This is a genomic window from Mesorhizobium sp. M1006, from assembly GCF_040318825.1.
Classification (GTDB): domain Bacteria; phylum Pseudomonadota; class Alphaproteobacteria; order Rhizobiales; family Rhizobiaceae; genus Mesorhizobium.
The window spans coordinates 286,960-311,760 of sequence record NZ_JAMYMZ010000002.1 but is presented as its reverse complement, the minus strand read 5'-3'; the positions used below and the strand labels follow the sequence as shown (position 1 = coordinate 311,760).

27 protein-coding genes and 3 pseudogenes are annotated in these 24,801 nt (G+C 61.2%); 15 read left to right on the top strand and 15 right to left on the bottom strand.

Features of this window, described 5'->3' with window-relative positions:
• Positions 1–428 (top strand): zinc-binding dehydrogenase (locus NKH60_RS03275; protein WP_352871178.1); only part of this gene is annotated, 428 nt, incomplete at its 5' end.
• A gap of 486 nt (positions 429–914) precedes the next feature.
• Here NKH60_RS03275 and NKH60_RS03270 read toward each other — a convergent pair.
• Positions 915–1,367, bottom strand: a complete 453-nt coding sequence (locus tag NKH60_RS03270; RefSeq protein ID WP_352871176.1) for a cupin domain-containing protein — start codon at positions 1,365–1,367, stop codon at positions 915–917.
• Positions 1,364–2,056, bottom strand: coding sequence for a TetR/AcrR family transcriptional regulator (locus NKH60_RS03265; protein WP_352871174.1), 693 nt, complete (start codon positions 2,054–2,056; stop codon positions 1,364–1,366). Before NKH60_RS03265 ends, NKH60_RS03270 begins: the two co-directional genes overlap by 4 nt.
• A gap of 130 nt (positions 2,057–2,186) precedes the next feature.
• Between NKH60_RS03265 and NKH60_RS03260 the strand changes: the two genes are divergently transcribed.
• The gene (locus NKH60_RS03260) at positions 2,187–2,546 is read left to right on the top strand and encodes a M24 family metallopeptidase (RefSeq protein ID WP_352871172.1); all 360 of its coding nucleotides are present in this window, start codon (positions 2,187–2,189) and stop codon (positions 2,544–2,546) included.
• Positions 2,547–3,012: 466 nt separating this feature from the next.
• Here the strand turns inward: NKH60_RS03260 and NKH60_RS03255 are convergent.
• From NKH60_RS03255 to NKH60_RS03240, 4 genes and pseudogenes are all read right to left on the bottom strand, one after another.
• A pseudogene (locus NKH60_RS03255) lies at positions 3,013–4,230 on the bottom strand (IS110 family RNA-guided transposase).
• Positions 4,231–4,499: 269 nt separating this feature from the next.
• A pseudogene (locus NKH60_RS03250) lies at positions 4,500–5,074 on the bottom strand (Csu type fimbrial protein).
• A 719-nt stretch (positions 5,075–5,793) separates the two neighbouring features.
• Positions 5,794–6,048 (bottom strand): DUF982 domain-containing protein, encoded by a 255-nt coding sequence (locus NKH60_RS03245; RefSeq protein ID WP_352871170.1) that lies wholly within the window; start codon positions 6,046–6,048, stop codon positions 5,794–5,796.
• A 182-nt stretch (positions 6,049–6,230) separates the two neighbouring features.
• Complete coding sequence (locus NKH60_RS03240) at positions 6,231–6,449, bottom strand: hypothetical protein (RefSeq protein WP_352871168.1); 219 nt, start codon at positions 6,447–6,449, stop codon at positions 6,231–6,233.
• 594 nt (positions 6,450–7,043) lie between these two features.
• Between NKH60_RS03240 and NKH60_RS03235 the strand changes: the two genes are divergently transcribed.
• The 4 genes from NKH60_RS03235 to NKH60_RS03220 all read left to right on the top strand — a co-directional run bounded on the left by NKH60_RS03235 (position 7,044) and on the right by NKH60_RS03220 (position 9,309).
• Entirely contained in the window at positions 7,044–7,355 is a 312-nt protein-coding gene (locus tag NKH60_RS03235) for a hypothetical protein (RefSeq protein WP_352745756.1), read from the top strand.
• 778 nt (positions 7,356–8,133) lie between these two features.
• Positions 8,134–8,283, top strand: coding sequence for a hypothetical protein (locus tag NKH60_RS03230; RefSeq protein ID WP_352871166.1), 150 nt, complete (start codon positions 8,134–8,136; stop codon positions 8,281–8,283).
• A gap of 252 nt (positions 8,284–8,535) precedes the next feature.
• Entirely contained in the window at positions 8,536–8,799 is a 264-nt protein-coding gene (locus NKH60_RS03225) for a hypothetical protein (protein WP_352871164.1), read from the top strand.
• 255 nt (positions 8,800–9,054) lie between these two features.
• Entirely contained in the window at positions 9,055–9,309 is a 255-nt protein-coding gene (locus NKH60_RS03220) for a DUF982 domain-containing protein (RefSeq protein ID WP_352473196.1), read from the top strand.
• A 358-nt stretch (positions 9,310–9,667) separates the two neighbouring features.
• Here NKH60_RS03220 and NKH60_RS03215 read toward each other — a convergent pair whose 3' ends face one another.
• The 8 genes and pseudogenes from NKH60_RS03215 to NKH60_RS03185 form a co-directional block, all read right to left on the bottom strand.
• Positions 9,668–10,123, bottom strand: coding sequence for a Ros/MucR family transcriptional regulator (locus tag NKH60_RS03215; protein ID WP_352871162.1), 456 nt, complete (start codon positions 10,121–10,123; stop codon positions 9,668–9,670).
• 168 nt (positions 10,124–10,291) lie between these two features.
• Positions 10,292–10,501: pseudogene (locus NKH60_RS03210) on the bottom strand (biotin/lipoyl-containing protein); the annotation flags it as partial.
• Between the two features lie 33 nt (positions 10,502–10,534).
• Positions 10,535–10,618: a DUF982 domain-containing protein gene (locus tag NKH60_RS35100; protein ID WP_502907731.1), complete on the bottom strand. Its 84-nt coding sequence runs from the start codon at positions 10,616–10,618 to the stop codon at positions 10,535–10,537.
• Positions 10,619–11,090: 472 nt separating this feature from the next.
• Positions 11,091–11,198, bottom strand: coding sequence for a DUF982 domain-containing protein (locus NKH60_RS03205; RefSeq protein ID WP_502907728.1), 108 nt, complete (start codon positions 11,196–11,198; stop codon positions 11,091–11,093).
• Positions 11,199–11,205: 7 nt separating this feature from the next.
• Entirely contained in the window at positions 11,206–11,502 is a 297-nt protein-coding gene (locus tag NKH60_RS03200) for a hypothetical protein (RefSeq protein ID WP_352871160.1), read from the bottom strand.
• 19 nt (positions 11,503–11,521) lie between these two features.
• Positions 11,522–11,779 carry a hypothetical protein gene (locus NKH60_RS03195; RefSeq protein ID WP_352871158.1) on the bottom strand — a complete coding sequence of 86 codons (258 nt, stop codon included), beginning with the start codon at positions 11,777–11,779 and terminating at the stop codon, positions 11,522–11,524.
• Positions 11,780–12,265: 486 nt separating this feature from the next.
• Complete coding sequence (locus NKH60_RS03190) at positions 12,266–12,508, bottom strand: DUF982 domain-containing protein (RefSeq protein WP_352871156.1); 243 nt, start codon at positions 12,506–12,508, stop codon at positions 12,266–12,268.
• Between the two features lie 218 nt (positions 12,509–12,726).
• The gene (locus NKH60_RS03185; RefSeq protein WP_352871154.1) at positions 12,727–12,987 is read right to left on the bottom strand and encodes a hypothetical protein; all 261 of its coding nucleotides are present in this window, start codon (positions 12,985–12,987) and stop codon (positions 12,727–12,729) included.
• A gap of 200 nt (positions 12,988–13,187) precedes the next feature.
• On the opposite strand from NKH60_RS03185, the gene NKH60_RS03180 reads away from it, so the two are divergent.
• The 8 genes from NKH60_RS03180 to NKH60_RS03145 all read left to right on the top strand — a co-directional run bounded on the left by NKH60_RS03180 (position 13,188) and on the right by NKH60_RS03145 (position 21,148).
• Positions 13,188–13,340 carry a DUF6894 family protein gene (locus tag NKH60_RS03180; protein WP_352822509.1) on the top strand — a complete coding sequence of 51 codons (153 nt, stop codon included), beginning with the start codon at positions 13,188–13,190 and terminating at the stop codon, positions 13,338–13,340.
• 136 nt (positions 13,341–13,476) lie between these two features.
• Positions 13,477–14,691: an ROK family transcriptional regulator gene (locus tag NKH60_RS03175; RefSeq protein ID WP_352503703.1), complete on the top strand. Its 1,215-nt coding sequence runs from the start codon at positions 13,477–13,479 to the stop codon at positions 14,689–14,691.
• Positions 14,688–15,947: a M20 family metallopeptidase gene (locus NKH60_RS03170; RefSeq protein ID WP_352871151.1), complete on the top strand. Its 1,260-nt coding sequence runs from the start codon at positions 14,688–14,690 to the stop codon at positions 15,945–15,947. Before NKH60_RS03175 ends, NKH60_RS03170 begins: the two co-directional genes overlap by 4 nt.
• A 33-nt stretch (positions 15,948–15,980) precedes the next feature.
• Entirely contained in the window at positions 15,981–17,042 is a 1,062-nt protein-coding gene (locus NKH60_RS03165) for a substrate-binding domain-containing protein (protein ID WP_352774988.1), read from the top strand.
• Positions 17,043–17,102: 60 nt separating this feature from the next.
• Entirely contained in the window at positions 17,103–18,164 is a 1,062-nt protein-coding gene (locus tag NKH60_RS03160; protein WP_352871149.1) for a substrate-binding domain-containing protein, read from the top strand.
• A 35-nt stretch (positions 18,165–18,199) separates the two neighbouring features.
• The gene (locus NKH60_RS03155) at positions 18,200–19,174 is read left to right on the top strand and encodes an ABC transporter permease (RefSeq protein ID WP_352542303.1); all 975 of its coding nucleotides are present in this window, start codon (positions 18,200–18,202) and stop codon (positions 19,172–19,174) included.
• A 12-nt stretch (positions 19,175–19,186) separates the two neighbouring features.
• On the top strand, positions 19,187–20,386 hold the full coding sequence (locus NKH60_RS03150) for an alanine racemase (protein WP_352748884.1): 1,200 nt from the start codon (positions 19,187–19,189) through the stop codon (positions 20,384–20,386).
• Between the two features lie 9 nt (positions 20,387–20,395).
• Positions 20,396–21,148, top strand: a complete 753-nt coding sequence (locus tag NKH60_RS03145) for an ATP-binding cassette domain-containing protein (RefSeq protein ID WP_352871146.1) — start codon at positions 20,396–20,398, stop codon at positions 21,146–21,148.
• A 104-nt stretch (positions 21,149–21,252) separates the two neighbouring features.
• Here the strand turns inward: NKH60_RS03145 and NKH60_RS03140 are convergent, their stop codons facing one another.
• On the bottom strand, positions 21,253–23,643 hold the full coding sequence (locus NKH60_RS03140) for a thiamine pyrophosphate-binding protein (protein ID WP_352871144.1): 2,391 nt from the start codon (positions 23,641–23,643) through the stop codon (positions 21,253–21,255).
• Positions 23,644–23,771: 128 nt separating this feature from the next.
• Here NKH60_RS03140 and NKH60_RS03135 point away from each other — a divergent pair, with 128 nt between their 5' ends.
• A complete protein-coding gene (locus NKH60_RS03135; RefSeq protein WP_352772505.1) occupies positions 23,772–24,245 on the top strand; it encodes an Lrp/AsnC family transcriptional regulator in 474 nt (157 codons plus the stop codon).
• Positions 24,246–24,801 lie beyond the last annotated feature (556 nt).

Here is a 24,801-nt window from a genome sequence, read left to right as displayed (position 1 = left end):
TCGAGCGCCTGGGAGCGGTCGCGATCGATTATCGCGAGAAGACGGTGGAGCAATATGTCGCCGAATACACGGACGGTCGCGGCTTCGATGTCGTCTACGACACCGGCGGCGGGACGGTGCTGGACGCGTCATTCGCCTCCGTCAAGCGGTTTGGCCATGTCGTCAGTTCCCTCGGTTGGGGTAGTCACGCACTGGCGCCACTGTCGTTCAAGGCGGCGACCTATTCGGGCGTGTTCACGCACCCCGACATAATTGCAGGCACCGGGCTGCTGTACGGCGAGGATGGTACCACTCACCCCGTCGCGCCGGGTAGCGTATTTGTGTTGCCCACACCATTGCGCCACGATCTTGAGAATACCGGGACCGAAACGCTCCGCGCCGTGGCTTTCCTTGCGGCAGCGATGTTCACGCAGAGCTTCGACCAGTGATGCTGCCGCCGAGAACCCACGTCCTTGGCACACCGAACCGCGACGGGCAGATCGCCTACTGAGAAGCAAGTCAGAAAAACACAAAGGGCGCCAGCGGCCCGACTGACCGGTAGCTTCGGCACTGAGAAATGGCCTTCGAGGGTCTGGCCGCACAGATGAAGGCCGCCTTTGCTGCTCGCCGCTCAGCATAGTGCTCCGGCACGCGGAATATATCTGGTCCTGGTTAAGGAGCGAGCGCAACGCAATCGCGCACCGTCCGCGGCGTCACGGGCCAGCAAGGCAGCGGACTGGCTGCTCGGATTTCTGCCTGTGGACGCCTCGGCTGGCCACGCAGCCGATTGCGGTCAACGGAGGGTGGCATCACGTTGGCCTCAAGCCTCGGCAAGCTCGACGACGCATCCGCCTGTCGGCTATCGCTGCCCTATATCCTGCGGCTTGCCGAGGTTCGGGGAGGTCGAACGCGAGCCCCCGAAACTGCGCTGCAACTCAGGCCGCCATTGTCAACATTTCGATACCGTGGTGCTGCATTGCCGCGCCGATCCGGGCGAAGTCCGGCTGCGCCTGCGGCTCGGCCGTGCCGATGTCGAGGAAGAAGGCGACCATGGAAGATTCGATGAGCACGAGCATACGCACCGGGTGGCCGCTCTCGTTCGAGTAGTTGTGCGGCGCTCTCGGGCCGAGACATACCGTGCTGCCGGGGCCTGCGATCGTCACCTCGGGCTTGCCGCTTGCGGCAAAGTGGCGGACGGTGAGTTCACCGTCGATTACATAGAACAGTTCGGGCGACGCGTGGCTGTGCGGAGGGGTGCCGGAACCCGGCGGGACTTCCACCTCGATAAGTTCGAGTGTCGAGCCCGCAAGCCCGCCCAGGAAGCGAATGCGATCAGCGACGACCCAGAGGGTCTGGCCGTCGTTGGGTGTGGTGACGTCAATCTTCATTGCTTATCTCTTTCCTTTGCTATGCCATGACCGCGGGGAGAGTGACCCGAGGTGACCGCGGACAGGATCACCTCAAGTGCCCAGGATGCGGTCTCGCCGGCTTGGGTGCCGGTGAGACCGCCGTAATCCTTCAGGACCTCCCAGGCAGAGGCCGAAAAGAGCAAATGGGCCAGAGCCTCGACCTTCTCAGCCTCGGCGACTGGAAGCGAAGCGATGGCGGGAGCGAGTGCGCGAGCGAAATTGGCTCGCCGCTGCCCCACCGTGTTCATCCGCATCTCGCGGCCGGTCCGGGAATGCAGGGAGGCGCGGATCGCCGCCTCGTGCGTGTCGAACCGTGGGAAGACTTGTCGCGGGCCACAAACGATCTCCTTCAAGTTCGCAGGCGTCGCTGACACGCCTATGCGGGCATTCAGCCATGGCCAGAAAGCTGCCAGCAGATCATCCTTGGTCGCGAAGTGCCGAAACACGGTTCGTCGCTGCACTCCAGCCTTCTGCGCGATAGCTTCCGTGCTGATCTCGTCGGCAGCGCTCGCCGTACCCATCAACTCAAACAGCGCGGCAAGGATCGCCTCGCGCGTTTCCCGCGCTTTTTCTTCGCGCAGCGGGCTGTTGTAGGCACGGACATCAGACATGCGGCTCGTTCCAAATTTCGCGACACTACCTGTGTCACTAAATTCAACTGCTGTCAATTGCTGTCACTATAAGTGGCGCGAATGATGGCAACGGGTACCGAGGTTGAGCCTTGCCGGCGGATCCAGGCCCTCATCATCATGAACGGCGCCGAGCGGGCTGACCCGATCGCCATGACATTCTGCCGGGGTGAGTTCAATTACAGCCGGCCGCCAAGCATGCAGCCATTGCAGGCCAGCCAAGTATGCCTGGATTGACTTTCGCTCCACTTATGGTGGCCACCCCGCCGATAGAAACCGCATTGCCTGCGGCGGCCCACCCGAAGGCTGGGAGAACGATGCGTATGAGCAAACACGCGCGATGACGGTAGCCCTTGCAAACAGCGTAAGGGCCGGGATGACGTGCGGGGACGTGTTTGCAGCCCTTGAGCAGCTTTGGCGCGACGCGGGTTTGCCGCCCCCTTACGGGCTCGTTTCTCGAAACGGGCCCGGAGAGGCCTCGACGTCACCGAGGCGCCGTCGATATCCAGAGGCTATTCCGAAGTCATAAGACCAGGCATGATCCTGCACCTGGAGCCCAAGCTGGAGATCGACGGCGCCGTCTTCCGGTTCGAGGAGGTCTCTACGTTGGCGAAGAGGGGATCAAGTTTTTAAGTGAACTCTCTCCGGAGCGGCTGCCTGTCATCAACGGATGACATCGACAAGCCTGATTTCGACTTTTTCGATTCCTGTTGCGTTTCTTTGTTCGGCTCAGGTGAGCCTGTTTCTTCGTCCCGGCCCACAGGATTTCCCACGCGAGCGTGTCGAGACGCAGTCAAGGCTGGCCGGTGCGATGGCGCCACGGCCGGCTGCGAGGTTTCCAGGCCACGCCTTGACGGCGTCGAGCACGGCCCCATTCTGGAGCGGACCGAGGGCGTCGGTCGTTCCGCCAGATTTCCTTGTGCTATATTTGTCCGGCACGGACGACCACGTGGCAAAGAGTGGTGCAAGAGGATGAGAGTGCCGCCACGCAGCCGTTATAGTCGTTCCTCGTTTGTGGCGTCCGAGCGCCGCTTCGGCCCTCGTGACCGCCAATGCCGAACCATTAGCTCGTAGGTACGTTCGGCATTCTCGGCCGCGGCTTTCTCGCTGTTTCGCAACTCCTTCACGTTGTAGGCGTAAGCCGAACCGCGGCGACCGACACCGCGCTCGCCCGGCGCGCCGGCCTTGAGAGCGAGCTGCCTCTGCTTTGCCGCCACCAGCGCCGGGCGAGCCCAGAAGTAGTCCTGCTCCTTTGTCAGCAGATGCCAGATCAGCACGGCGAGCTTGCGGGCGACCGCCACAGCTGCGACCTGATGACCACGCTTGTTACGGATGCGTAGGAAGAAGGCCCTGAGCGGTCCGGGCGCCTTCGCCGCCGCCCAAGCGGCCTCGACCAGCATGGCGCGGGCATGGGAACGCCCATGTTTGCTGATCCGGCCATATTGCGCCATGCCAAGACCGGATTGGCGCACACGCGGATTGAGGCCGAAGTAGCTCACCCAGTTTCTGCGGCTCGCGGAACCGCCGGATGTCACCGACCGCGGCGATGATACCGCTCGCGACGATGGCATTGACGCCGGTGATCGTCTGAAGCCGCCGGACTTGCACATCATCAACCGCTTCCCTGGCGATGTCGCGATCGAGGTCGGCCAGATCCTCGGCGAGGCGGTCGATCTCGCGGATGTGGCGAGCGATGGCGGCCCCGCTCGTCGTCGGGAAGCAACTGCCGCTCGAGCCAGGCGCGACCGCGATTGTTGAACAGATCGGCATGCGGGCACTTCGGCACTAGGTGCGCCTGCAGGATGCCATGCACCTCGTTCTTCACGCGCGTGCGATGCCGAACTACCTGGTTGCGCCGCGCGACGAGGCGGCGAAGCCGCTCGGTCCGCTCGTCAGGTACCCAGACCTCCGGCAGAAAGCCGCTGGCATGGAGCTGCGCCAGAACGCCGGCTCGATCTTGTCGGTCTTAATTCTGGCATGGGCGATCGCCTTCACCTGCATCGGGTTGGCGACAATCACCCGGCCGACATAGGGCGACAGAACCCGCACCACCGCCATGGCGTTGCCCGTGGCCTCGACGACAACCTCATCCGTCCGTCGCAAACTGCGGTCGAACCCTTCCAGTCCCGAGCGGGTCATGTCGACCCGTCCGTGATGGCGCAGCCGGCCGTCTTCCCAACCACCACCTCCGCAAAGGTGCGGTGGATGTCCATTCCAATCACACGTCTCATCGGCTCCCTCTCCTCAAACAGTCGGGAGCCGGCGGGCGACGCGACACCTACGGATCCGCGCTCTCGGCGCAACCGGCAGGTCGCAGGGGTGGCCAGCTACTAACGCGAGCTCGCAGCTCATCGAATACATCGGCCTGCCTGCACTTGGCGTGCTCCCGGTGCCCCTGTCCCGGATGGTCGCACCATACGCCGAAAATCGCTCATCTCCAGCGGGGATCGGATGGCACCGTCATGATCATACCGCCGCTCCGCTAAACACGGGAGCTGCGCGGCGGACACGCGGACGTCACCCCAATGCCACGCCATTTTACAGAACTTGACGCACACAACTGCCGACGGTGTGGCCTGCGGCGGCACACGCAATAAACGGTTAGGGCCTGGGGCGCGTCCGTCCAGGTCCCCGCCACTGTGCTACCCACTGTCGATGCATCGCCCCACGGCTGAGTTCGAGCGGTATCCTTGTAGAGGACGTAAGTCACGGTTTCCGCGCCCTTTGACATTTTGCGGGCTGCTGGGGGTGTCCCGCCGTTCAAGGAGACGTCGTCGGCGTGCAGGTTATCGAGACCTGGCCGGTAGCATCGACATTCGCGGCGAGAACGCCCCGTCGACGCGTCGACCCAAAATCGATGCTGCCGGTCGATACGAGGCAATTCGCAGCGACCGTCGCATTTATCGTGAAGGTCGAAGCCGGCGCTAGGGTGGTGCTGTTAGCTGTATTGCAGTTATTGGCGTTGGTGAAGGGGTAACGATATTCGACATACGCGCCGGAAAAGGTCGAGAGATAGGTCCCGGCGTAACCGTGCCCTGGCCGCCAAATGCTCGCCATAGATGGTGGCGGGCTGGTGGCCGTACCCAAGAGACCCAGGGTCAACCGTAGGATCCGCGGGCGCGACGCAGGCCCACACATAGGCCCCCCAAATGATGCTGCGCGCCGAGTCCGAATAGAACTGATAGTTGAGGCTGATCGCTTCAAAGGACCCGCCTGAAATCTGCTGCTTCAGGGGCTCTTGCGTCTTCGGCGGTGAAGTTCACATGAGGGCAGTCACGCGCGGAAGCGCGAGTTCGAGACCGGCGGGCACGATCGTCCTCCTTACGAAGACGAGGGGGATAACATTGCCACGCGGCTTCCTACTCCAGAACGAGCATGCCCTCCTCCTTGGCGGCGGCCTCGAATGCCTTCCGGACCTATCAAGGTCACCCGCCCCCCTCAAAGGCGTCGATGCAGGACTGCACCGCCAGCTTCCACTTAGGTCCCTCTTGGTCCACTTCATGAGTTCCTCGGCGGCACCCTCGACGTTGCTCACCCCGTCGGTCCTGACACAGACTGGAGGGTAGAACCAACGGCCATGAGGGGAAACGTAGAGCGGCACAGGCCTGCCGACCAACGCCGGTTGTAGGGAACGATGTAGGCCCTCGCGGGTTTAGAGTGGCAGCGGATTCTTCGTGATGTGCAGCCGCTGTAGGGGGTCCGTCGCCTCTCCCTCACCGGCGGCGGGCCCTTTCGCCAAGGCGGTGTTGGTCAGAGAACCTTTACCGCAATTCAAGTTAGCTGGTTGTCATTGGGGGGAGTAATGTCCCCTCCTCTTTTGCAGCAGCCAGGAATGCCTTACGAGCCTCCTCAGGTTCCATCTCGTCGAATATCACGGCCATGCAAACGCGCACCGCGAGGTCCCAGCAAGGGCCACGTTTGGTCCACTTCATCAGCTCCTCGCCGGCTGCCTCGGCGTTGTTGACGTTTCGGATGATCCCGGGACGCTCGGTCTTGACGGGGACCGGAGGGTTGAACCAGTGGAGGGCCATGCGGTCACTCCTTGTCGACCTTATCAAGTTCCTCCAGCAAATACCTTTGCTCAGCCCAGTTCCCGTTCTACAGGCAGATTTAGCAGCTTGCGAAGGTAATTGCGGATTACCTCTAACTGTTGAAAATGGCGCAGGACGGCGCGCTTTGTTGCGATGCCACAGTGACTGGAGTTGGCTGACAGCTACTCGCGACCGTCGAAAGCCACGCAGAGGCCCATGGCAGTTGCTGCCTCGACGATCGCCTCAGTTAGTTCTTCGTCGGAGGCCACCAAATAAGGCGCAGCCTCCCGCGCTTCGCGTAGCGCCGCTTTTATCGAGACCGTGTCGCGACGGTCCGCCCTGTTGAGGAGTACAGTGATTGCTTGCTCTAGAAGCGGACCGACCCTTTGCGCGACGCTCATCCAGCCCTCCCCAGGGACACGCCGAAAGGGAATCTACTCACTTCCTGACCGACATCAACGCCATGTACGAATCGTACAAATTGGCACGGTGCTAGGCCGCAATAGTCAGGAATGTTTGGTTGAAAAATTCGTCCGGGTGATCGGATAATTGGGCGCGCGAAGAGGTCCGGACGCCCCCGCGGTGCCAAGCACTGTTGCTTCGCCGTCGATGATTGCCCGCTTTGCGTTCAATTCAGCCGCAGCCCGGACGATTGGGCTGTATCTGTCGGCCCAGTCGAAGCCGTTTCGTGTGAAGGCCTGCACCTTACCCGTTGGATGATCAACTGCGTGCGATACCCATCATATTTGATCTCGTGAAACCACCCTTGGCCCTTGGGCGGCTTCTCGACCAGGGTGGGCATTTGGGACTCAATAAATGACAGCCGGCCAACGCCAGGCTCGGGTGAGTATGCGCCCGCACTCCAGACATTACGATTTGAATCAATATCGCTGGTTCGAATCGGTTCCGAAACAAGGTGCACGCTGGCGGCGTTGGCATTTTCCACATATTAGCAATCCCTTGACTGTCGTCAAAGCCGCTCCAGAATCATGGGCATGGCTTGGGAAATTGCGGACATCAATATCGGCGATGAGGTGGCGATCACCGTGACGGTGCTGAAGCTGCTGGACGACGGAAGAGCTAGTGTCAGCATCCCCTCCTATGGTTTTCCGCATTCAGTCCCTGCTCCTAAAAGGTCCAAACCAGGTGACGAGCTACAGCTCACCGGCGAAGTCACGCGGGTCGACGAGGAAAATCGAAAGGTGACGGTGAAAGCTGGCGGGCTAATTACCGTGGATGCCGATACGATCACCGACTGGACGCCTGTTCGCCGCAAAAAGATGTCGCTTAGAGATGGGGCGGATTAGCGAACGCAGATCAAAGCATGGATTGCCGAGGATAATCCGCAAGGGCTGGCCGCCCTTGCTCTGGTGCGCATGGCATCAAGGACACCTGCCCGGCCGGCGTGCTGCCAATCGAGGAAGCTGCCTTGCCCAGGTGGCGCACTGTACGAAAATTACCAACTTCGTTAGCCGGGAACAAGCACTCTACATCGAACGTTTTTGCAAATGAACTCTCCTCCTCCGGCCTGGCTGTAGCGGCCCGCTGCTCTGTACGGGCAGCGGGCCTGAGGGGTCGCACATGCCGCAGCGCCTGCGTACCAATCGCACCTGCCTTAGTCCTCATGATTTGGCTATTTGCCAGCGCGTTTTCGATCGAATTTGCGCAGACGAAGACCTCGACCCTTTAAGCCAACAGGGCGAAATCCTGGCGGAAACGGTAGTGGCGACTTTTCGAAATGCTCACACTGACGAGAGCGAACTGCTGAAGGCAGTCAGGTCTCGTCGCCGAAATTGAGCAGCAAAATTTCACCCGACCGACAGGTCGGCCTGCAGCCATTCGGCCTTGTCCCCGGAGCAGCCCCGGGGAGCTAATCAAAGCGAGCACCAATGATCGCGTCGCTTTGATTAGCCGCCGCGAAGGGATTGAAGGCCGTCCAGCAACGAGGCCCTAACTGCCAGCAAGATAAGCGTCACCGGTTGCGGCTGGCGGTGTTGGCGATCGTTTTGCACCCTCACCATTCCGCTCTTGCAGAGCAGTCCCAGTCCTCAGCCGCTGTTCCCGTAGTCCGGCCGTTTGCCTCACATGCCTGCTCGTTCCCGTGTGACGGTCGCCTTCAAGACGCTCGCACTTGCCGGCTTCCATCCAGACGAGCCAATCGAGCCCAAGCGCAAAGCCGTGCTGGACGCCATTGAGGCGCTGGAGAAGGCGACAGAGAAACCGACCGCGAAGTGATGCGATGCGCAGCCTAGGCCCCACGCCGGCCAGGATCGACCGGGAGTGGCCTTATCAGATCGCGCTGCCCGATGACCTATGTACCGGACACAGCTTTGCGCTAATCCGCGAATTCTGCGGAGGGCGCGGGCTGGCCCCGAATGGTAGGCAAGTGCAGGCGATATGGCCGAATCATAAATATGAGAACTGGCGGCTCTACTGCTTCGAGTCTCGAACGCGACTCAATACTCGGTCATGTGATACGTTCCCGCCATGTCTGATCATATTCTGCCCGGTCAAAAGAAGTCCAAGCTAATCGTCGTCGTGGCGTTCGATCGAGGCGAGGACGGCGAACTGTTTCCCGCCTTTGGTCCGGCCGATCAGCAAAGCGAGGAACGCGCCATTCGCACCGGTCAGGCGCTCGCAGGGAAGCACGTTGGCGTAATAGCATGGAGCCGCGACGCCGACCCGGCCGTTGGCGACTACGGTCCGCCGACCGTGCTATTCACCAGCGGCGACGTGCCGGATATGGAGTAAATTCAGCCCCGAGATTCCATTCGCGGTGTTCGGCGAACTCCCCTTCACTGGGTATTTGTGGATCATTTATTGGGTAACGCCGCTCTTGGCGTGCGCTCCTCGAAAGTCGGGGCCGAGCCCGACATGCTGAAGCACTGGGCAGCGTCCATCGCGGCGGCAGCTTCTGGCCAAGCGCATGCCTTCTGCTACTTGCCGACGTTTGATGTGGCGCAAAGGATCTGCAGAAGCTAACATAGCTTGTTCTTGGAGGCTGTCGTGCGTACGAGACGTTTCAGAAAGCCCGTCGTCGTTCAACCCGGCCGGATCGATCGCGACAGAGTTGTTGCGTCCGTATCCGACGCGGCCGAAGTTCTGCTGAGGGATTGGCCGAGGCCAGCGGGCAAGTCGCGGCTCGCCGCAATCGAAGCATGCCTTGCCGTAATCCGTGGAGAAAAACCACCAAGGATAGCGCGCCAGGCGTTCATCGCTGCTGCCAAGGAGGCCAGGATATTGCTCGCGGAAGAAATTTAGGCTTACCCAGCACCCGTATGGGCATGCCCTTGAAGCACGGAGCGCTGCTGGATTCAGCGGCTTTGTTGCTTGTGACATCGGCAGAGCGCGACGCATCGATGTAGTGCGATTTTATCGATATGATTCGATTGTGTGTCGAGGGCGACGATGTATCGGCTCGACTTGTCGATCGCACATTGATCGACCTCTCCTGCGCCGTCAGGATACGAGGACGTGAAGACGCAAGCCGTGCTGAGCTTGTGTTGTGGCGTGAGCGGCGCTTACTGAACCGCGAAGCCAGGCAGCTCATTCCCAGCCAGGCCACCTAGACCATCTAGACCATCTAGACCTGACGGCATGGCCCGAACGTCGTGCACTGTCAGCCTTTGGCCTTGCGCTTTGCTGGTGCTTTTTTTGGCGGCGTTTTGTCAACCGCCTTGCGGCCGAGACCGGCAGCTTTCGCAAGCGCAGACCGCTGAGCCGCATAGCTGGGCGCTACCATAGGATAGTCCCACGCCAAACCCCACTTGGCTCTGTACTCATCAGGTGTCATGCCAAGCAAGCCCAGGTGGCGCTTCATCGACTTGAACTTGCGCCCGTTCTCAAGGCTTATAATGTATTCGGGAAAGATCGACTTCTTAGGATTTACCGCGGGCGTAAGTATTGGCGATGGTGCAGCGACCAGCTCAGCCAGGCCAGACAACGCAGAATTGACACTGGCGATCAAATTCGGCAGATCCGCCACGGGCGTTGCGTTGCTCTGGACATAGGCTGCGACGATATCTGCTGTCATCCCTAGCAAATCAGCCCTTCGCTGCCCAATTGCTTCATCCATCAAAATCGTTCCCGTGTTGATCTCCGGCGTTCCTATTTGGAAAATTCGGCCTGCGCAATTGCAAACAACGATTATTTGACGCTAGATTACTCCAAGGCCGACTTTGCTGGTCATCCCCTGCGACATGCGTGTATGCGGCCAGTTTCCCTTCAGGTGTAGCACCCTCATTCACCCGAATGCGATCAGCAGATCGTTGGCATTATCTGGTCGCCGGCCTTGATCTGGACTTCGGCGATGGTCCTGTCGCGCTCGGCATGCAGCGCCGTTCCATCTCATCGCTTCGATCGACAACAGCAGATCGCCGGCCTTCACCGCCTGGACGGCAGCGACCGAGAGCGCCGAGACGACGCCAGGCATCGGCGCGCCGACACGCGAACACAGCCCAGGATGACAACGTGTGTTCGGGAGATGTCAGCCGTTCAAGATTTTCGCTTCCTTGGCGGCGCTGAGAAATGCCACGCGGGCAATCTCCGGGGCGTTATCGCCGCCGAGCAACGCATCAGGTCAGGCGGGCGTTTACGCGTTCAACTCTACCTTCACCCGAAAAAGTACCTGTCGATACCTCTCGGAGCCGCTTAACCAATCCATGGGTATAGAGGCTGAGATTATTCAGGGGCGATCGCCGAAAATTCAGAGATGGGACACAGGAGACCTAACCAGAGGAGCGTAACACCCCTCCTCCTTGGCAGCAGCCTCGAAAACCTGACGGACCTCTTCCACACGGTCCCGAAGGGCTTCTACGCTTGCACAGCCTTCCTCCACTTAGGTCCCATCTTGGTCCACTTCATAAGTTCCTCGGCGGCACCCTCGACATTGTTGCACCCGTAGGTGGCCCAACGTCGGTCGGTCTTGACGTACACCGGAGAGGAGAACCAATGGGTTGCCATGGGTGGAAATTAGAGGGGACTTCCTCAGTAACCAGCTTCCGGTCGCGAGTTTTGATAAACTTTCCAATCACCAGCTCTAGTCAGAGGCGACCGTAACACGTCCCCTCCTCCTCGGCAGCAGCCGGGAATGCCTTACGAGCCTCCTCAGGTCCCATCTCGTCGAATATCGCGGCCATACAAACGCACATCGCGAGGTCACCAAGGGCCACGCTTCGTCCACTTCGTCAGCTCCTCGCCGGCCGTCTCGGCGTTGTTGACGCGGTGGATGATCCCGGGACGCTCGGTCTTGACGAGGACCGGAGGGGAGAACCAATGGGTTGCCGTGAGCGGAAATGTAGGGCGAGGAATTTCGTCGGCCGATTCTTGCTTCCGCAACTCAAACTCTTCTGAAACCTCCCGCGCCAGTGCGGCAAGCGTCGGTGTCAGAGTTGGTTCGCCCACAAACCTTAGGAGCCTGCGCAGCTTCCGGCAGTAGCCTTCCGAACTGATCATCCCCCGGAAGGCACGTCCCCTACGTAGCATGGCCATAAGGGTCACTGAAGGTTCCTTCTGGTTCGTCGAAGGCCATAGAAACCCACGCTGCCAAAGTGGTGGCGCTCCAATCAGCCTCGACCTGCTCTCGCCGCTCAAGCTCCTGCAACAATGCAGCAAGGGACGCCGGCAGTTTCTCGTCGACTTCGAGACCAATCCTGTTGCGGAGCATCTGACGATTATCTTCTGAGCTGATCAGCCGTTGAAAGGCTGTCGCTGCTGTTGGTCGTGCCGGCATAACGTCGTTCCCACATTCGGTCTGAAACACTTTCGTTGCGAAAGGGTTCCGAAGGGGATGCGAATAATTTGGCGGGTGCTCGCGCCAAGTTCCCGTGCCTCTCTCGATCCCATAGACGGTTGAACCAATGGGTTGCCATGCGGCTATTCGCGAAGATCGAACCCGACAAACAGGCCAAAGGCTGGGGCAACATTGACAATAAGCTCCACCAGCTCGCAGTCAGTTTCCGCCAGATGTGGCCCATCTCGGCGCACTGCTGCGATAGTGTCTTTTATGGAGATGATTTGGCCGCGAGGGACTTGTAGGATTAGCTCGTGAACAAGGTATTTGGCCGTCACCTTGTCGGGTCGACAGTCCGTGCAAACGTTCATACGAGGCCTCCCACCTCAGCGAGAACCCAAGCGGCCACTTAGGTCACCTCTCGAACAAATCAATGTTCGAATCGTACTGAATAAAGGACTGAATCTTTGGGAGAAATTTCTCCTCCTACGGGGAGAGATACATCTTGGCTTCCTTAGCGGCAGCCTCAAAGGCCTTTCGGACCACCTGAGGGTCAATCGGATCGCCCTCCAGGTCTGACAGGCAGAGGGTCACCGCCTTGTGCCAGCGAGGTCCTCTGCGGGTCCACCTCTTGAGCTGCTCAAGGGCTGCCCTCGCATTGTTGCAGCCATGCCTGTCGCCGGTTTCAGTCTTCACGAACACCGGAGGGGCGAACCAATGGGTTGCCATTGAGGGATAGTTAGGCGGGGTGGGAGTGTTTGGAAGGATCTCTGAGCCGGTGATCGACTTTGACTCGCGCGAAGAGCCACGGGATCTGCTAATCAGGAAAAAGCATACCCTCCTCCTCGACAGCAGCCAGAAAAGTCGCTGCGCGCGTCATTGAAGGCGGTGGGCATACCACCTCTGGCTAGCTCCGCTTACGTTCCCAGACGGCCAGCGCCTAACCTTCAAGTCGCACGACCCAGAGCGGATGAAACTAAAGCCGCTTCCGTTCCCGGCAGTTCGAACAGCATGGGCAGATGGCGACACTCGGCTTCGTCCACGATCAGCTCCTCGATAGTCGCGATGGAAAGATGGCTTTTGAGGCGCAGCCGGACAACCGCCGCGAGTTTGTGAACGGGGACCGGTACCGCCCCGACGTGATGGGCTAGCAGAGTATTGATCTCAGCAACTACCTTTGGATCGACGGCGTGGGGCAATGGCAGCATGAGAGCACTCCTTTCGGAAGTAACTCTAAGCGGATCAGGGCGATGAGTCTGGCCGCGTACGTTTTTAACCAAATACGCGGACATCATTGGACGTCAGATCACGCTCGTTAGCGGCTGCGTGCATTAGAGCGGCGGGGCGCCGGCTGCATAGCCAATCGTGAAGCAAGATAACCTTTCCCGCATTTATTGTGTTTGTAGGGATGCCTCGCTTTTTCTTCGACTTCACCGATACCGGGCAAGTCTTCCCCGACGTCGAAGGCACCGATCTGCCCGACCTCGAAGCTGCAAAACAAGAGGCGGTAAGAGCCTTGGTCGAAATCACCAAAGATAAGCTGCCGCAATTGGTGCGGTGACGACCAACCTCCTGCATGACCGCGTGGCCTCGCATATGCGTCGGTGCCCCGCCGGTGAAGAGCCTGAGCGGCCAGTTGACGAACGTCGAAAATGACTATTAAGTTCGGTCACAGAACGAATTAATCGGAGCTGCTATTGAACGACCTGCCGCGCATTTCTCGTCAGTTCTCCCAGCGCTCCGTCATGGAGGCGATCGTGCAAGGTGGGCCGATCTCGCGCGCTTCGATCGCAAAGCAGACCGGCTTGTCCAAGCAGACAATCTCCGAGATCGTCAGGACGCTCGAGCAGGAAGGCTGGGTGCAGGAGACAGGGCGCACGAGCGGACATGTCGGACGCACGGCTGTCACTTACGAACTCGTATTTGACGCGGCCTACATCGCGGCCGTCGACCTCGGCGGTGCCAAAGTCCGGGTCGCGCTCACCGATCTTGCCTGCCAGATATTCGCGGAGGAAACGGCGCCGACCGATCCTCGGGGCGGACAGTTCATCGTCGACCAGATCGTGGATCTAGCGCTTCAGGCGGCCGAGAGGCACCGAATCTCGCGCACAAAGATAAGGCTGGCGGTGATTGGTGTTCCCGGTGCACCCGACAAGAAGACGGGCCGCGTTCTGCTTGCCCCGAATATTGCCGGCTTTGGCACCATGAATGTCGTTCGCGCTTTCGAGCAGGCATTCGGGTTTCATGTGATGATCGAGAACGATGTCAATCTGGCGGTGCTCGGCGAGAACTGGCAGGGGTGCGGCCGCGGTATCGACAATCTCGCCTTCATAGCGCTGGGTACCGGTATCGGCAGCGGCCTCATGGTTGGAGGCAATCTGGTGCGCGGCGCCAGCAATGCAGCCGGCGAGATGGGCTTTTTGCCGATTGGCGCCGATCCTTTCGCGCCGACATCGTTGCGCGCCGGCGCTTTCGAGCGCGTGGTCGCAACCAACGCCATGGTTGAACGCTACGCAGCGCTGACGGGCAACATCGTCAACGTGCCGACGATTTTCCACAGTGCATTGGCCGGAGACAGGCATGCCGCGACGGTGCTCGACGAAACCGCGCGCTACCTGGCGCAAGGCATTGTGGCCATAGCGGCAATTGCCAATCCGCAAAAGGTCGTCCTGGGCGGCTCGATCGGGCTGCGGCCGGAAATCCTGTTGCGCGTTAGGGACCTGCTGCCGCGCTGCTTCCCCTACCCTATCGCCGTTGAGGCGAGCGAACTCGGGTCGCGGGCAGCGCTCATCGGCGCTGCCGCGATCGGGCTCGGCCAGTTGCACAACACACTGTTCGGCGTCGACGCGCCCGACGGACGCATTTCGCTTCCCCCAGCCAGTTCGGCCGTGCTGCGCGAGGCCACGCTATGACTGTCTCAAAGGACATCACCACTCGCTTGCGCGCGGCCCTCGATTGCGACGCAGCGGTTGAGCTTCTGCGGGGGGCAATCGGCCGCGAAAGCATAACCGGTCACGAAGAAAACTTTGTCGCCTTCCTTGAAGACCGGATGCGCGTGCTTGGCTTGAGCGGAATTCGGCGCGCGGAATTCGCGCCCGGCCGGCCCAACGTCTGGGGTGAGCGCAAAGGTGCCGGCGCCGGCAAGCGGCTGCTCTTCATCGGCCACACCGATACCGTCCATGTCGAGGGCTGGCGCGAGCACTGGGCTGGCACCGCCAAGCAGGATCCGTTTGCCGCGCCAATGATCGACGGGCAGATCTGGGGCCGCGGCGCCGGCGACCTCAAGGCCGGCATCTGCTCCGCGCTGTCGGCACTCTCTCTGCTAGACACCGCCGACATCCAACTGGCCGGCGACGTTGCCTTTGCCTTCGTCGGCGACGAGGAGAGCGGCCAGCCTGGAACCGGCGTCTCCGCCGGCATCAAGGACTTCGTCGGCCGCATCGAGAGAGGCGAAGTCGTGGCGCCCGATTTCGTCGTCTATGTGGAGCCTACCCGCCTTTCGGTTTATCCGGCCCAAATTGGCTTCTTCATTAGCGACATCACCATCACCGGACGATCAGCCTATTTCGGCGTACCCGAACTCGGCAAGGATGCCTTGCGTGCAAGCCACGCCGTCATGAGCGCGCTGTGGAAGCATTCGGAAGATGTTGCAACTAGAGCCGAGCACCCGCTGATTGGGCGTGGCTTCCTGCTGATCACCGGCCTTGCAGGCGGCGGCTACATCGCGGTGCCCGAACGCTGCACGTTGTCGCTGATCCGCAAGCTGTTGCCCGGCGAGTCGCTGGACGAGGCCGCCGCCGAAATCGAGGCAGTGGTGCGCGGCGCCATCACCGATCCTGAAATCATATTGGCGTTCGCCTATCCGGCCGGCCGCGATCATCCACTCGGGGGTAATGCCGCCGAGATTGCACCTGACAGGCCGGAGGTCGGCGCTCTTGCTGCCGCCATGGCCCGATCGATGGCTGGTCGCGGCGCCATCGAAGGCGCGCCATTCTGGTCAGAGTCATCATTTTTCACCAACCGGCTCGGCATCCCCGCCGTGTATTGCGCGCCAGGCGACATTCGCAACTGCCACACCTTCGACGAACACGTCGATGTCGAGGAATATCTGGCCGGCGTCGTAGGCTTCGCCCGGTTCATGGTGGAGTATTGCGGCGTTACGGAATGAAGGACAACTGAGAGCGAAAATGGGAGAACGACCATGCTGATAGACAGACTTGTTGCTACAGCACTTGCAGGTAGCCTGATGCTGGTGGCCGGTGGAGCCGGCGCACAGACAGTGGGACCGAGCGGCGAGACGGCGACACCCAGCGCCGAGGTTAGATTGTCGGATGCAGACCTGGCCGCAGTAAAGGAGAAGGGCTACAAGGCCGCGCTGCTGTGGCACACCTCCTCCGACTTCACCAATGCGGTCACGTCCGGTGCCAAAGATGAATTTGCCCGTGCCGGCATTCAAATCGTCGCCACCACCGACGCGGGCTTTGACGCCGCGCGCCAGCGCAGCGACATCGAAACCGCGCTCGCGGCGAAGCCAAACGTCATCCTGTCACTGCCCCTTGATCCGGTCACTTCGGCCGAGGCGTTCCGTCAGGCGCTCACCGACGGCACCAAGCTGGTATTCCTTTCCAATCTGCCGAAGGGCTACAAGCACGGAGCCGACTATGCCGCCATCGTCACTGACGACCTGTTCCAGATGGGCAAGCAGGCGGCCGATGCACTGGCCAAGGCGCTCGATGGCAAGGGCAAGGTCGGCTACATCTTCCACGACGCCAGTTACTATGTGACGAACCAGCGCGACCAGGCTTTCAAGACGACGATCGAGAAGGATTATCCCGGTATCAAGATCGTCGCCGAGCAGGGGATCTCCGACCCGGCGCGGGCAGAAGAGCTGGCCAGCGCCATGCTCGTGCAGCATCCCGATCTTGACGGCATCTACGTCACCTGGGCCGAACCGGCCGACGGCGTGCTGTCGGCCTTGCGGGCAAGCGGAAACACCAAGACCAAGATCGTCACGCTCGACCTCGCCGAACCGGTGGCGCTCGATATGGTCAAGGGCGGCAATGTGACCGCACTGGTGGCCGACAAGGCCTATGAGCTCGGTCGCGCCATGGCCGCTGTCGGCGTCAAGGCGCTGCTCGGCCAGGAGACCCCGGCCTTCGTCGTTGCCCCGGCGCTTACCGTGACCAAGCAGAACGTTGCGCAGGGCTGGAAGGATTCGTTGAACCGCGACGCGCCGCAATCGGTGCTCGACGCGGCCAAATGACAGGGCAATGCCCGGCGGCCAATCAGGGCCGCCGACATCATAAAAACAAGGGGAACCGACATGCGCATAGCAATTGGAATGTTGTCGGCACTGGTAGCACTCGTCGCTGCCAACGCCTTCGCAGCCGAGGGCACCACCACGGGACCGAACGGGGAAAAGCCGACGCCGGCAAAGAGCGTCGTGCTCACACCAGCTGAGGAGCAGCAGATCAAGGACGGCAAATACACCGCCGCGCTGGTTTGGCATGAGATGAGCGAATACACCAACGCGGTGAACAGCGGCGCCCAGGACGAGTTGAAGCGGCTCGGCATCACGGTCGTCGCTCAAACCGACGCCGGCTTTGATGCGGCCCGTCAGAAATCCGACGTCGAGACAGTACTCGCCAAAAGGCCCTCTATTATACTGTCCCTACCGGTCGATCCCGCAAGTGCGGCCACCGTCTATGATCCTGCGCGCCAGGCCGGCGTGAAATTGGGATTCGTCGACAATTCCCCGGCAGGCTACGTTCACGACAAGGACTATGTGACCATCGTTTCGGACGACCTTTTCCAGATGGGCAACAAGGCCGGGATCGCAATGGCCGACGCGCTCGGCAAGCATGGCAAGGTCGGCTACATCTTTCACGATGCCGATTTCTACGTCACCAACCAGCGTGACGGAGCATTCAAGCACACGATCGAGCAGGACTATCCCGACATGAAGATCGTGGCCGAGGCCGGAATGGCCGACCCCGCGCGCAGCGAGGAAATCGCGCAGGCGATGATCACACAGCACCCGGACCTCGACGGTATCTATGTCACCTGGGCTGAGCCGGCGCTTAGCGTGCTGTCCACTTTGCGGGCGGCCGGCAACAGCCACACCAAGATCGTCACGCTCGACCTGAACGAACCGGCGGCACTGGACATGGTGAAAGGCGGCAACGTTGCCGCACTCATCGCAGACGAAGCCTACGACATCGGCGTGACGCTGGCGCGCGCCACGGCCGCCTCGTTGATCGGCAAGAAAGCCGCGCCGTTCATCGTGGTCGATTCCCTCGCCGTCACCAAGGACACTGTCAAGGACGGGTGGAAGCGGTCCCTCAACAAGGACGTGCCCGCGACCATCGCGGCCGCCATGAAATAGCGGCGGACGATGGCGCCGCGCCGGAGGAAGTGAGAATGTCGAGTGTCAACACCAGCCCCGGCCGGGCAGCGAGCTTGGTCAGCCGCTTCAACCTGCAGCAATATGTCGTCTATCTCGGATTTCTGGCGATCTTTCTGTTCTTCGCGATCGTACTGAAGGACAGCGGTTTTCTGACGGTCCGCAACCTGTCGAACATCGTGCTGCAGACGGCACCCGTGACGATCATGGCGATCGGCCTTGTCTTTGTCATGTCGGCTGGCGAGATTGATCTTTCGATAGGTTCGATCGTTGCCGTGGCAGCCCTTGCCGCCGCGGTGGCGATAAACGCCTACGGCTTGGTGGCTGGGGTGCTGGCCGGCCTCGGCGCCGGCCTGCTGATCGGCCTGCTCAACGGCGCCCTCGTGGCTTACGTCAAGTTGCCTTCATTCCTGGTAACGCTGGCGACGCTCGGGCTGTTTGCCGGCGTATCTCGCTCGATGACCGATTTGCGGTCGATCCCGGTCACCAACGACGCCTTCACCGGTTTCTTCGGCTCGGGTTCTTTGCTGGGTGTTCCGTCTTTGATCTGGTGGACGGTAATTGCCGTTGCGATCGCGCATCTCATCTTTCGCGAGACGCGCTTCGGCGCCCATGTGCTGGCCACCGGCGACAACAGCCGTGCCGCCAGTGTTTCCGGCATCAGCGTGGCGCAGATAAGGCTTGCCGTTCTGACCACAAGCGGCGGGCTCGCCGGCCTTGCCGGGCTGCTCTATGCCGGCCGGCTGCAGGCTGCGAAATACACGCTCGGCGAAACCGACCTTATGACGGTGATAGCGGCCGTCATTGTCGGCGGAACCCTGCTTAACGGCGGCAAGGGATCGATTGTCGGTGCGCTGGTGGGCTCGCTGATGATGGGCATGCTGAACAACGGCCTCATCCTGATGGGCCTGTCCGTCTCCGACCAGATGATCGTGCGCGGCTTGATCATTCTTGCGGCCGTCGCCGTATCGCTGCGCGAAAAGTCACGTTGAAGGAGTTTTGTCATGTTCCTCGATGTTCTGCGGCGCCGCAATCCGAGCTTTATAGAAAGCGCCATGCGCCTGCACCAGGAAGGAAAGCTGCCGGCTAATTCCTATGTGCTCGACCTCGATGCCGTCGAAAGCAATGCCCGGGTCCTGAAGCGCGAGGCCGACCGGTTCGGCCTGAAGATTTTCGCCATGACCAAGCAGGTCGGCCGCGCCAGTTCGTTCTGCCATGCGCTCAAGCGTGGCGGCATCGATCAGGCCGTCGCCGTCGACATGGCCTGCGCGCGGGCAACGCACAGAGCAGGCCTGAGGCTCGGTCATCTTGGCCACCTGCAGCAGATCGCAAGGCACGAGGCCAATGCGGCGGCCAAAACGTTCAGGCCGGACTATTGGACCGTCTTCAACGACACCAAGGCTGAAGAAGCCGCTGCCGGCGCAAGGCTCGCCGGGTACACGCAAAACCTGCTTGCCCGCATCCGCGCCGATGGTGACGTTTTCTACCGCGGCCACGAAGGTGGTTTTGAGGCGGCTGATATCGCCGCGGTCGCCGAAAAACTGGATGGTCTCGACGGCGCACGGTTCGCTGGCATCACCACCTTCCCGGCGCTGTTGTTCGACCAGACCACGCGAACGGTCCTGCCGACACACAATCTGGCGACACTGGGCAGAGCTGCCGAAGCGCTCGCCAAGTCCGGCCGCAGCGACATAGAGGTGAACGCGCCCGGCACAACGTCGAGTGTCCTGCTTGGCGCGCTGGCGGAAGCCGGCGCCACGCAATGTGAACCGGGCAATGGATTGGCCGGCACCACCGCGCTGCACGTCATGGAGGATCTGCCGGAGCTCCCTGCCGTTCTGTACTTGACCGAGGTCTCGCATTTGTCTGGCGGCAAAGCCTACTGCCTGGGTGGCGGCTTCTATATCGATCCGATCTTTCCGGACTATGAGGTGAAGGCAATCGTGTCCGCAGAACCCACCACGGCCGCCGCCGCGCTCAGAAGCGTCGAGGTGCCGCCGCCTGCCGCAATCGACTATTACGCAATGATTGACGCTAGCGGCGCCAATGCACCACGCCCCGGCGACACGGCGGTGTTCGGCTTTCGCGGCCAGGCGTTCGTGACCCGCGCCTACGTGGTCGGCATCTCCGGTGTCTCAAAGGGGGCGCCCCAAGTCGAAACGATCGAAAACGGTTTTGGCGAAACCGCTGCCTGGCCTGTCTAGGAGCAAGTGATGAACGCAACCACGACCGGCACGGCCCCTGTTTTGCAGCTGCGCGACATCCGCAAGAATTTCGGCGGCCTCACCGCCATCGAAAATTTCTCGCTCGAGCTCTATCCCGGCGAGATAGTGGCGTTGGTCGGCGATAACGGTGCCGGCAAGTCGACGCTGGTCAAGATCGTGACGGGGGTGCATGCTCCGACATCCGGGACGATCATCATCGAGGGGCAGGCGGTGGCAATGTCGAGCGCCACCATGGCGCGCGCCCACGGAATTGAGGTGGTCTATCAGGACTTGGCGCTCGCCGATCAGCAGACCGTCTACATGAACATGTTTCTTGGCCGCGAGCCGGTGAACCGCTTCGGCCTGCTCGACCGACGCCGGATGATCGACGACACCGAAAAGCTGGTGAAGGATCTCGACGTTCGCATCCCATCGGCTCACGCCACCATCCGCGATCTCTCGGGCGGCCAGCGCCAGGGCGTGGCGATTGCGCGCGCCACGCACTGGGCAAGCAAGCTGATCCTGCTCGACGAGCCAACCGCCGCGCTCGGCGTTGCCGAGACCGCCAAGGTCGAGACGATTGTTCTGTCGCTGAAGCAGCGGAATATCGGCGTGCTGATCATCAGCCACAGCCTCGACCAGGTGTTCAGGCTCTCAGATCGGATCTGTGTTCTGCGACGTGGCAAACAGATCGGCGTGCGCAAGACCAGAGAGACCGACAAGAACGAGATCGTCGCCATGATCACCGGGCTTCAGCACTAGCCCGGTGCGACCGAGGCGCGCCGTTCAGATATTGCGTTACCCGAGCAGCGAGTGGCATGACTTCGGATCCACGATCAGGCCTCGGCCACAGAATGTCGCCAGCATCAATCCAGCGCGCGCAGATACCGGATGGGGCGGCCACCGGCAATCCGCTCGGCCGCTGTCGCTATGGAATTGGCGTCGATGCCGAAATGGCGGTAAAGGTCGCCGATCGTCCCTGACTGGCCAAAGTGCTCGACGCCGAGACTGCGCGTACGGTGGCCGTACACCGAGCCCAGCCAGCCGAGTACCGCCGGATGACCGTCGGTGACGGAGACGATCGCGCAATGCGCAGGCAGATCGGCAAACAGCCTTTCGATATGACTCCTGGCGTGAACGAGGCCGCGTTCGCGCGCGCGACTTGCCGCTGTCCAGCCTGCGTTCAAGCGATCGGCCGAGGTCACCGCCAGGAGACCGACATCGCGACGGTCCTCTGCCATCATGCCGATAGCCTCGATGGCCTCCGGCGCGACGGCGCCAGTGTATGCGACGATCACTTCGGCATTCGGACCCGGACGCCGCAGCCAATAGCCCCCGTCGATGATGTCCTGCTCGAGTACGGGCGTCACGCTACGCGTGATCTGCTCGACCGGGCGCGTCGAGAGCCGCAGATAGACCGAGCCGCCGGTCTCGTCGCGCAGCCAGGTGCGCTCCGACTGCACGGCGTCGCCGTCGCGCTGCATATAATCCAGCGCAAAGCGCATGATGACGCCCAACTCGTCGACGAAGGCCGGCTCGTAAGCCGCAAGCCCGTCTTGCGCTATGCCGATCAACGGTGTGGCGATCGACTGATGCGCCCCACCTTCCGGAGCCAATGTGACCCCGGATGGCGTGGCGACCAGCAGGAAGCGCGCATCCTGATAGCAGGCATAGTTGAGCGCATCGAGACCGCGCTGGATGAACGGATCGTAGAGCGTGCCGATCGGCAGCAGCCGTTTGCCGAAAATCGAATGCGACAGCCCAAGTGCCGACAGCAGGATGAACAGATTGTTCTCGGCGATGCCCAGTTCGATGTGCTGGCCGGAGGGGCCGAATTCCCATTTCTGCGCCGAGGCGATGCGTTCGCTGCGGAAAGTGTCGGTGAGTGACTGACGGGCGAACAGGCCGCGCCGGTTGACCCAGGGGCCGAGATTGGTCGAAACCGTGACATCGGGCGATGCCGTCACGATCGCGTCGGCGAGCGGCCCGCCAGCGCGCGCAATCTCGTCCAGAATTCTGCCGAAGCCGACCTGCGTGGAGACGCTGCCTTTGGCTTCCGCGACGAGACGACCAGGGACCACGATGCGCTGGGCGTGCCGGCGCCGCTGGCCCTTTGCCGCGAACGGAACGGCGTCGAGGAATCGTTGCAGCTCCAGATCTCCAACAGCCAATCCCTCGAAGGCGTCCCACTCCCGCCCGTCGCCGACCGACATCGAGGCACGAAGGACCGCCATCTGATCCCTGGTCATCAGGCCGGCGTGGTTGTCCTTGTGGCCGGCGAGCGGCAGGCCGAAGCCCTTGATCGTATATGCAATGAAGCATGTCGGTCGATCGTTGCCGCGTGCCGTCCCGAAGGCCTCGATCAGGAATGGCAGGTCGTGGCCGCCGAGATTGGTCATCAGCGCGGCGAGCTCGGCATCGGAGCGCCGGTCGAGAAGCGATGCCAGGCCCGGCTTGTCTCCGATGTCGGCGACCAGGCGCTTGCGCCAAGCGGAGCCGCCTTGAAACGTCAGCGCCGAATAGAGCTGGTTCGGGCAGGCGTCGATCCAAACCTTCAGCGCCTCGCCGCCGGGTTCGGTGAAGGAGGCTTCGAGCAGCGAGCCGTATTTCAGGATCACGACGTCCCAGCCGAAATTCCGGAAAATGTTTTCGAAGCGTTCCCAAAGGCCTTCGCGAACCACGGCATCGAGGCTCTGTCGGTTGTAGTCGACGATCCACCAGCAGTTGCGCAGGCCGTGTTTCCACCCTTCGAGCAGCGCCTCGAAGATGTTGCCTTCGTCCATCTCGGCATCGCCGATCAGCGCCACCATGCGGCCCTCGGGCATGCTTTCGTCGCGGGCGCCGAGATAATCCTGCACAAGCGAGGCAAACAGTGTCTGCGCGACGCCGAGGCCAACCGAGCCGGTGGAGAAATCGACGTCGTCGACATCCTTGGTCCGCGACGGATAGCTTTGCGCGCCACCAAAGGCGCGAAACCCTTCGAGCTTCTCCCTCGTCTGATTGCCCAGAAGATACTGGACGGCGTGAAACACTGGCGAGGCATGCGGCTTTACCGCGACGCGGTCGTGTGGCCTCAGCACCGAGAAATAAAGCGCGGTCATGATCGTCACCAGCGACGCCGAGGATGCCTGGTGTCCGCCAACCTTCAAGCCGTCCGTATTTTCCCGCAGGTGATTGGCGTTATGGATCATCCATGTCGACAGCCAGAGCACCTTTTTCTCCAGTGCCGAAAGTGCCTCCAGTTTTTGTTTGTCCATGCTGCAAGACTCCCGGTTGCGATGTCTCAATCATAGGGCTGAGCAAAAACCAATTGTCGCTAAACTTGCATGAGATGGGCAGCTGCGTTAGCTGGTTGTGCCAATATCAGCCAATGGAGTAACGTTCGATGCCAAAAAGTCGATTGGACAATATCGACCGAAAGATCATTGCCGCGCTGCAGGTCGATGGCAGGATGACGGCGCAGCAGCTTGCCGAGCGGGTCGGCCTTTCGGCCTCGCCCTGCGCCCGCCGGGTCCGCCTGATGGAGGATATGGGGGTGATCACCGGCTATGCCGCCCTGATCGACCAGGACATGGTCGATCTGCCGATCTCGGTGTTTGCCTCGATCAAGCTTGAGCGCCAGCGCGAGAGCGAGCTGAAGCGGTTCAACGCGGCAATCGCGCGCTGGCCGGAGGTGGTCGATTGCTATCTGATGACTGGCCAGCGCGATTATCTGCTGCGTGTGGTGGTGCGCGACCTGCACGCCTATGAGCGCTTCCTGAAGGAAAAGCTGACGCGGCTCGATGGCGTCTCCTCGATCGAGTCCAGCTTCGCGCTTGCCCAGATCAAGCGATCGAACCGGTTGCCGGTAGAGGCATGATTTTTTGGACGGACCCGCGTGTCGCAGGTCTTGCATCAAGTGGGCAATATGGGTTCGGTACGCATCAACACTGGCTGTGATTTCTGGTATTTCCGCCGGCTGCAATTGGAGCTTATGCGTCATGATTGCGGCGATTAGATAAAGAATTTTTGTTGGGCCTCGCGAGCATCGACTGCCTTCCGGCGCATCAGCCGCCGCCGCGCGGATTGCTCAAGAACCTGGCTGACCGCCAAAGCCAACCAGGCTGCAATGGCGCGGGACGCCCACCATTTGGCGGTCCTCTTCCGGGAAGACCGTCAGAGGCGATCAGAAAAGCGCCGGTGCCGCTCGGCATAGCGCGCCATGGCACTGGAGGGGTCTGCAGATTTTGCGGAACGAAGAACGCCGTCTCTTTTCGGTGCGACGTCTGATGCTTGGCAGGAATGGTCGGCGGCACTGCGTCATTAGGATTGGATTCTCCTCGCGAAACGGCGGGAGTCTGGGCGCTGTGCTTTTGCTTTGTCATCCCGGTGTACCGACCTGAACGGGTGGCGTCAGCAGTTAGAAGCGATACCGA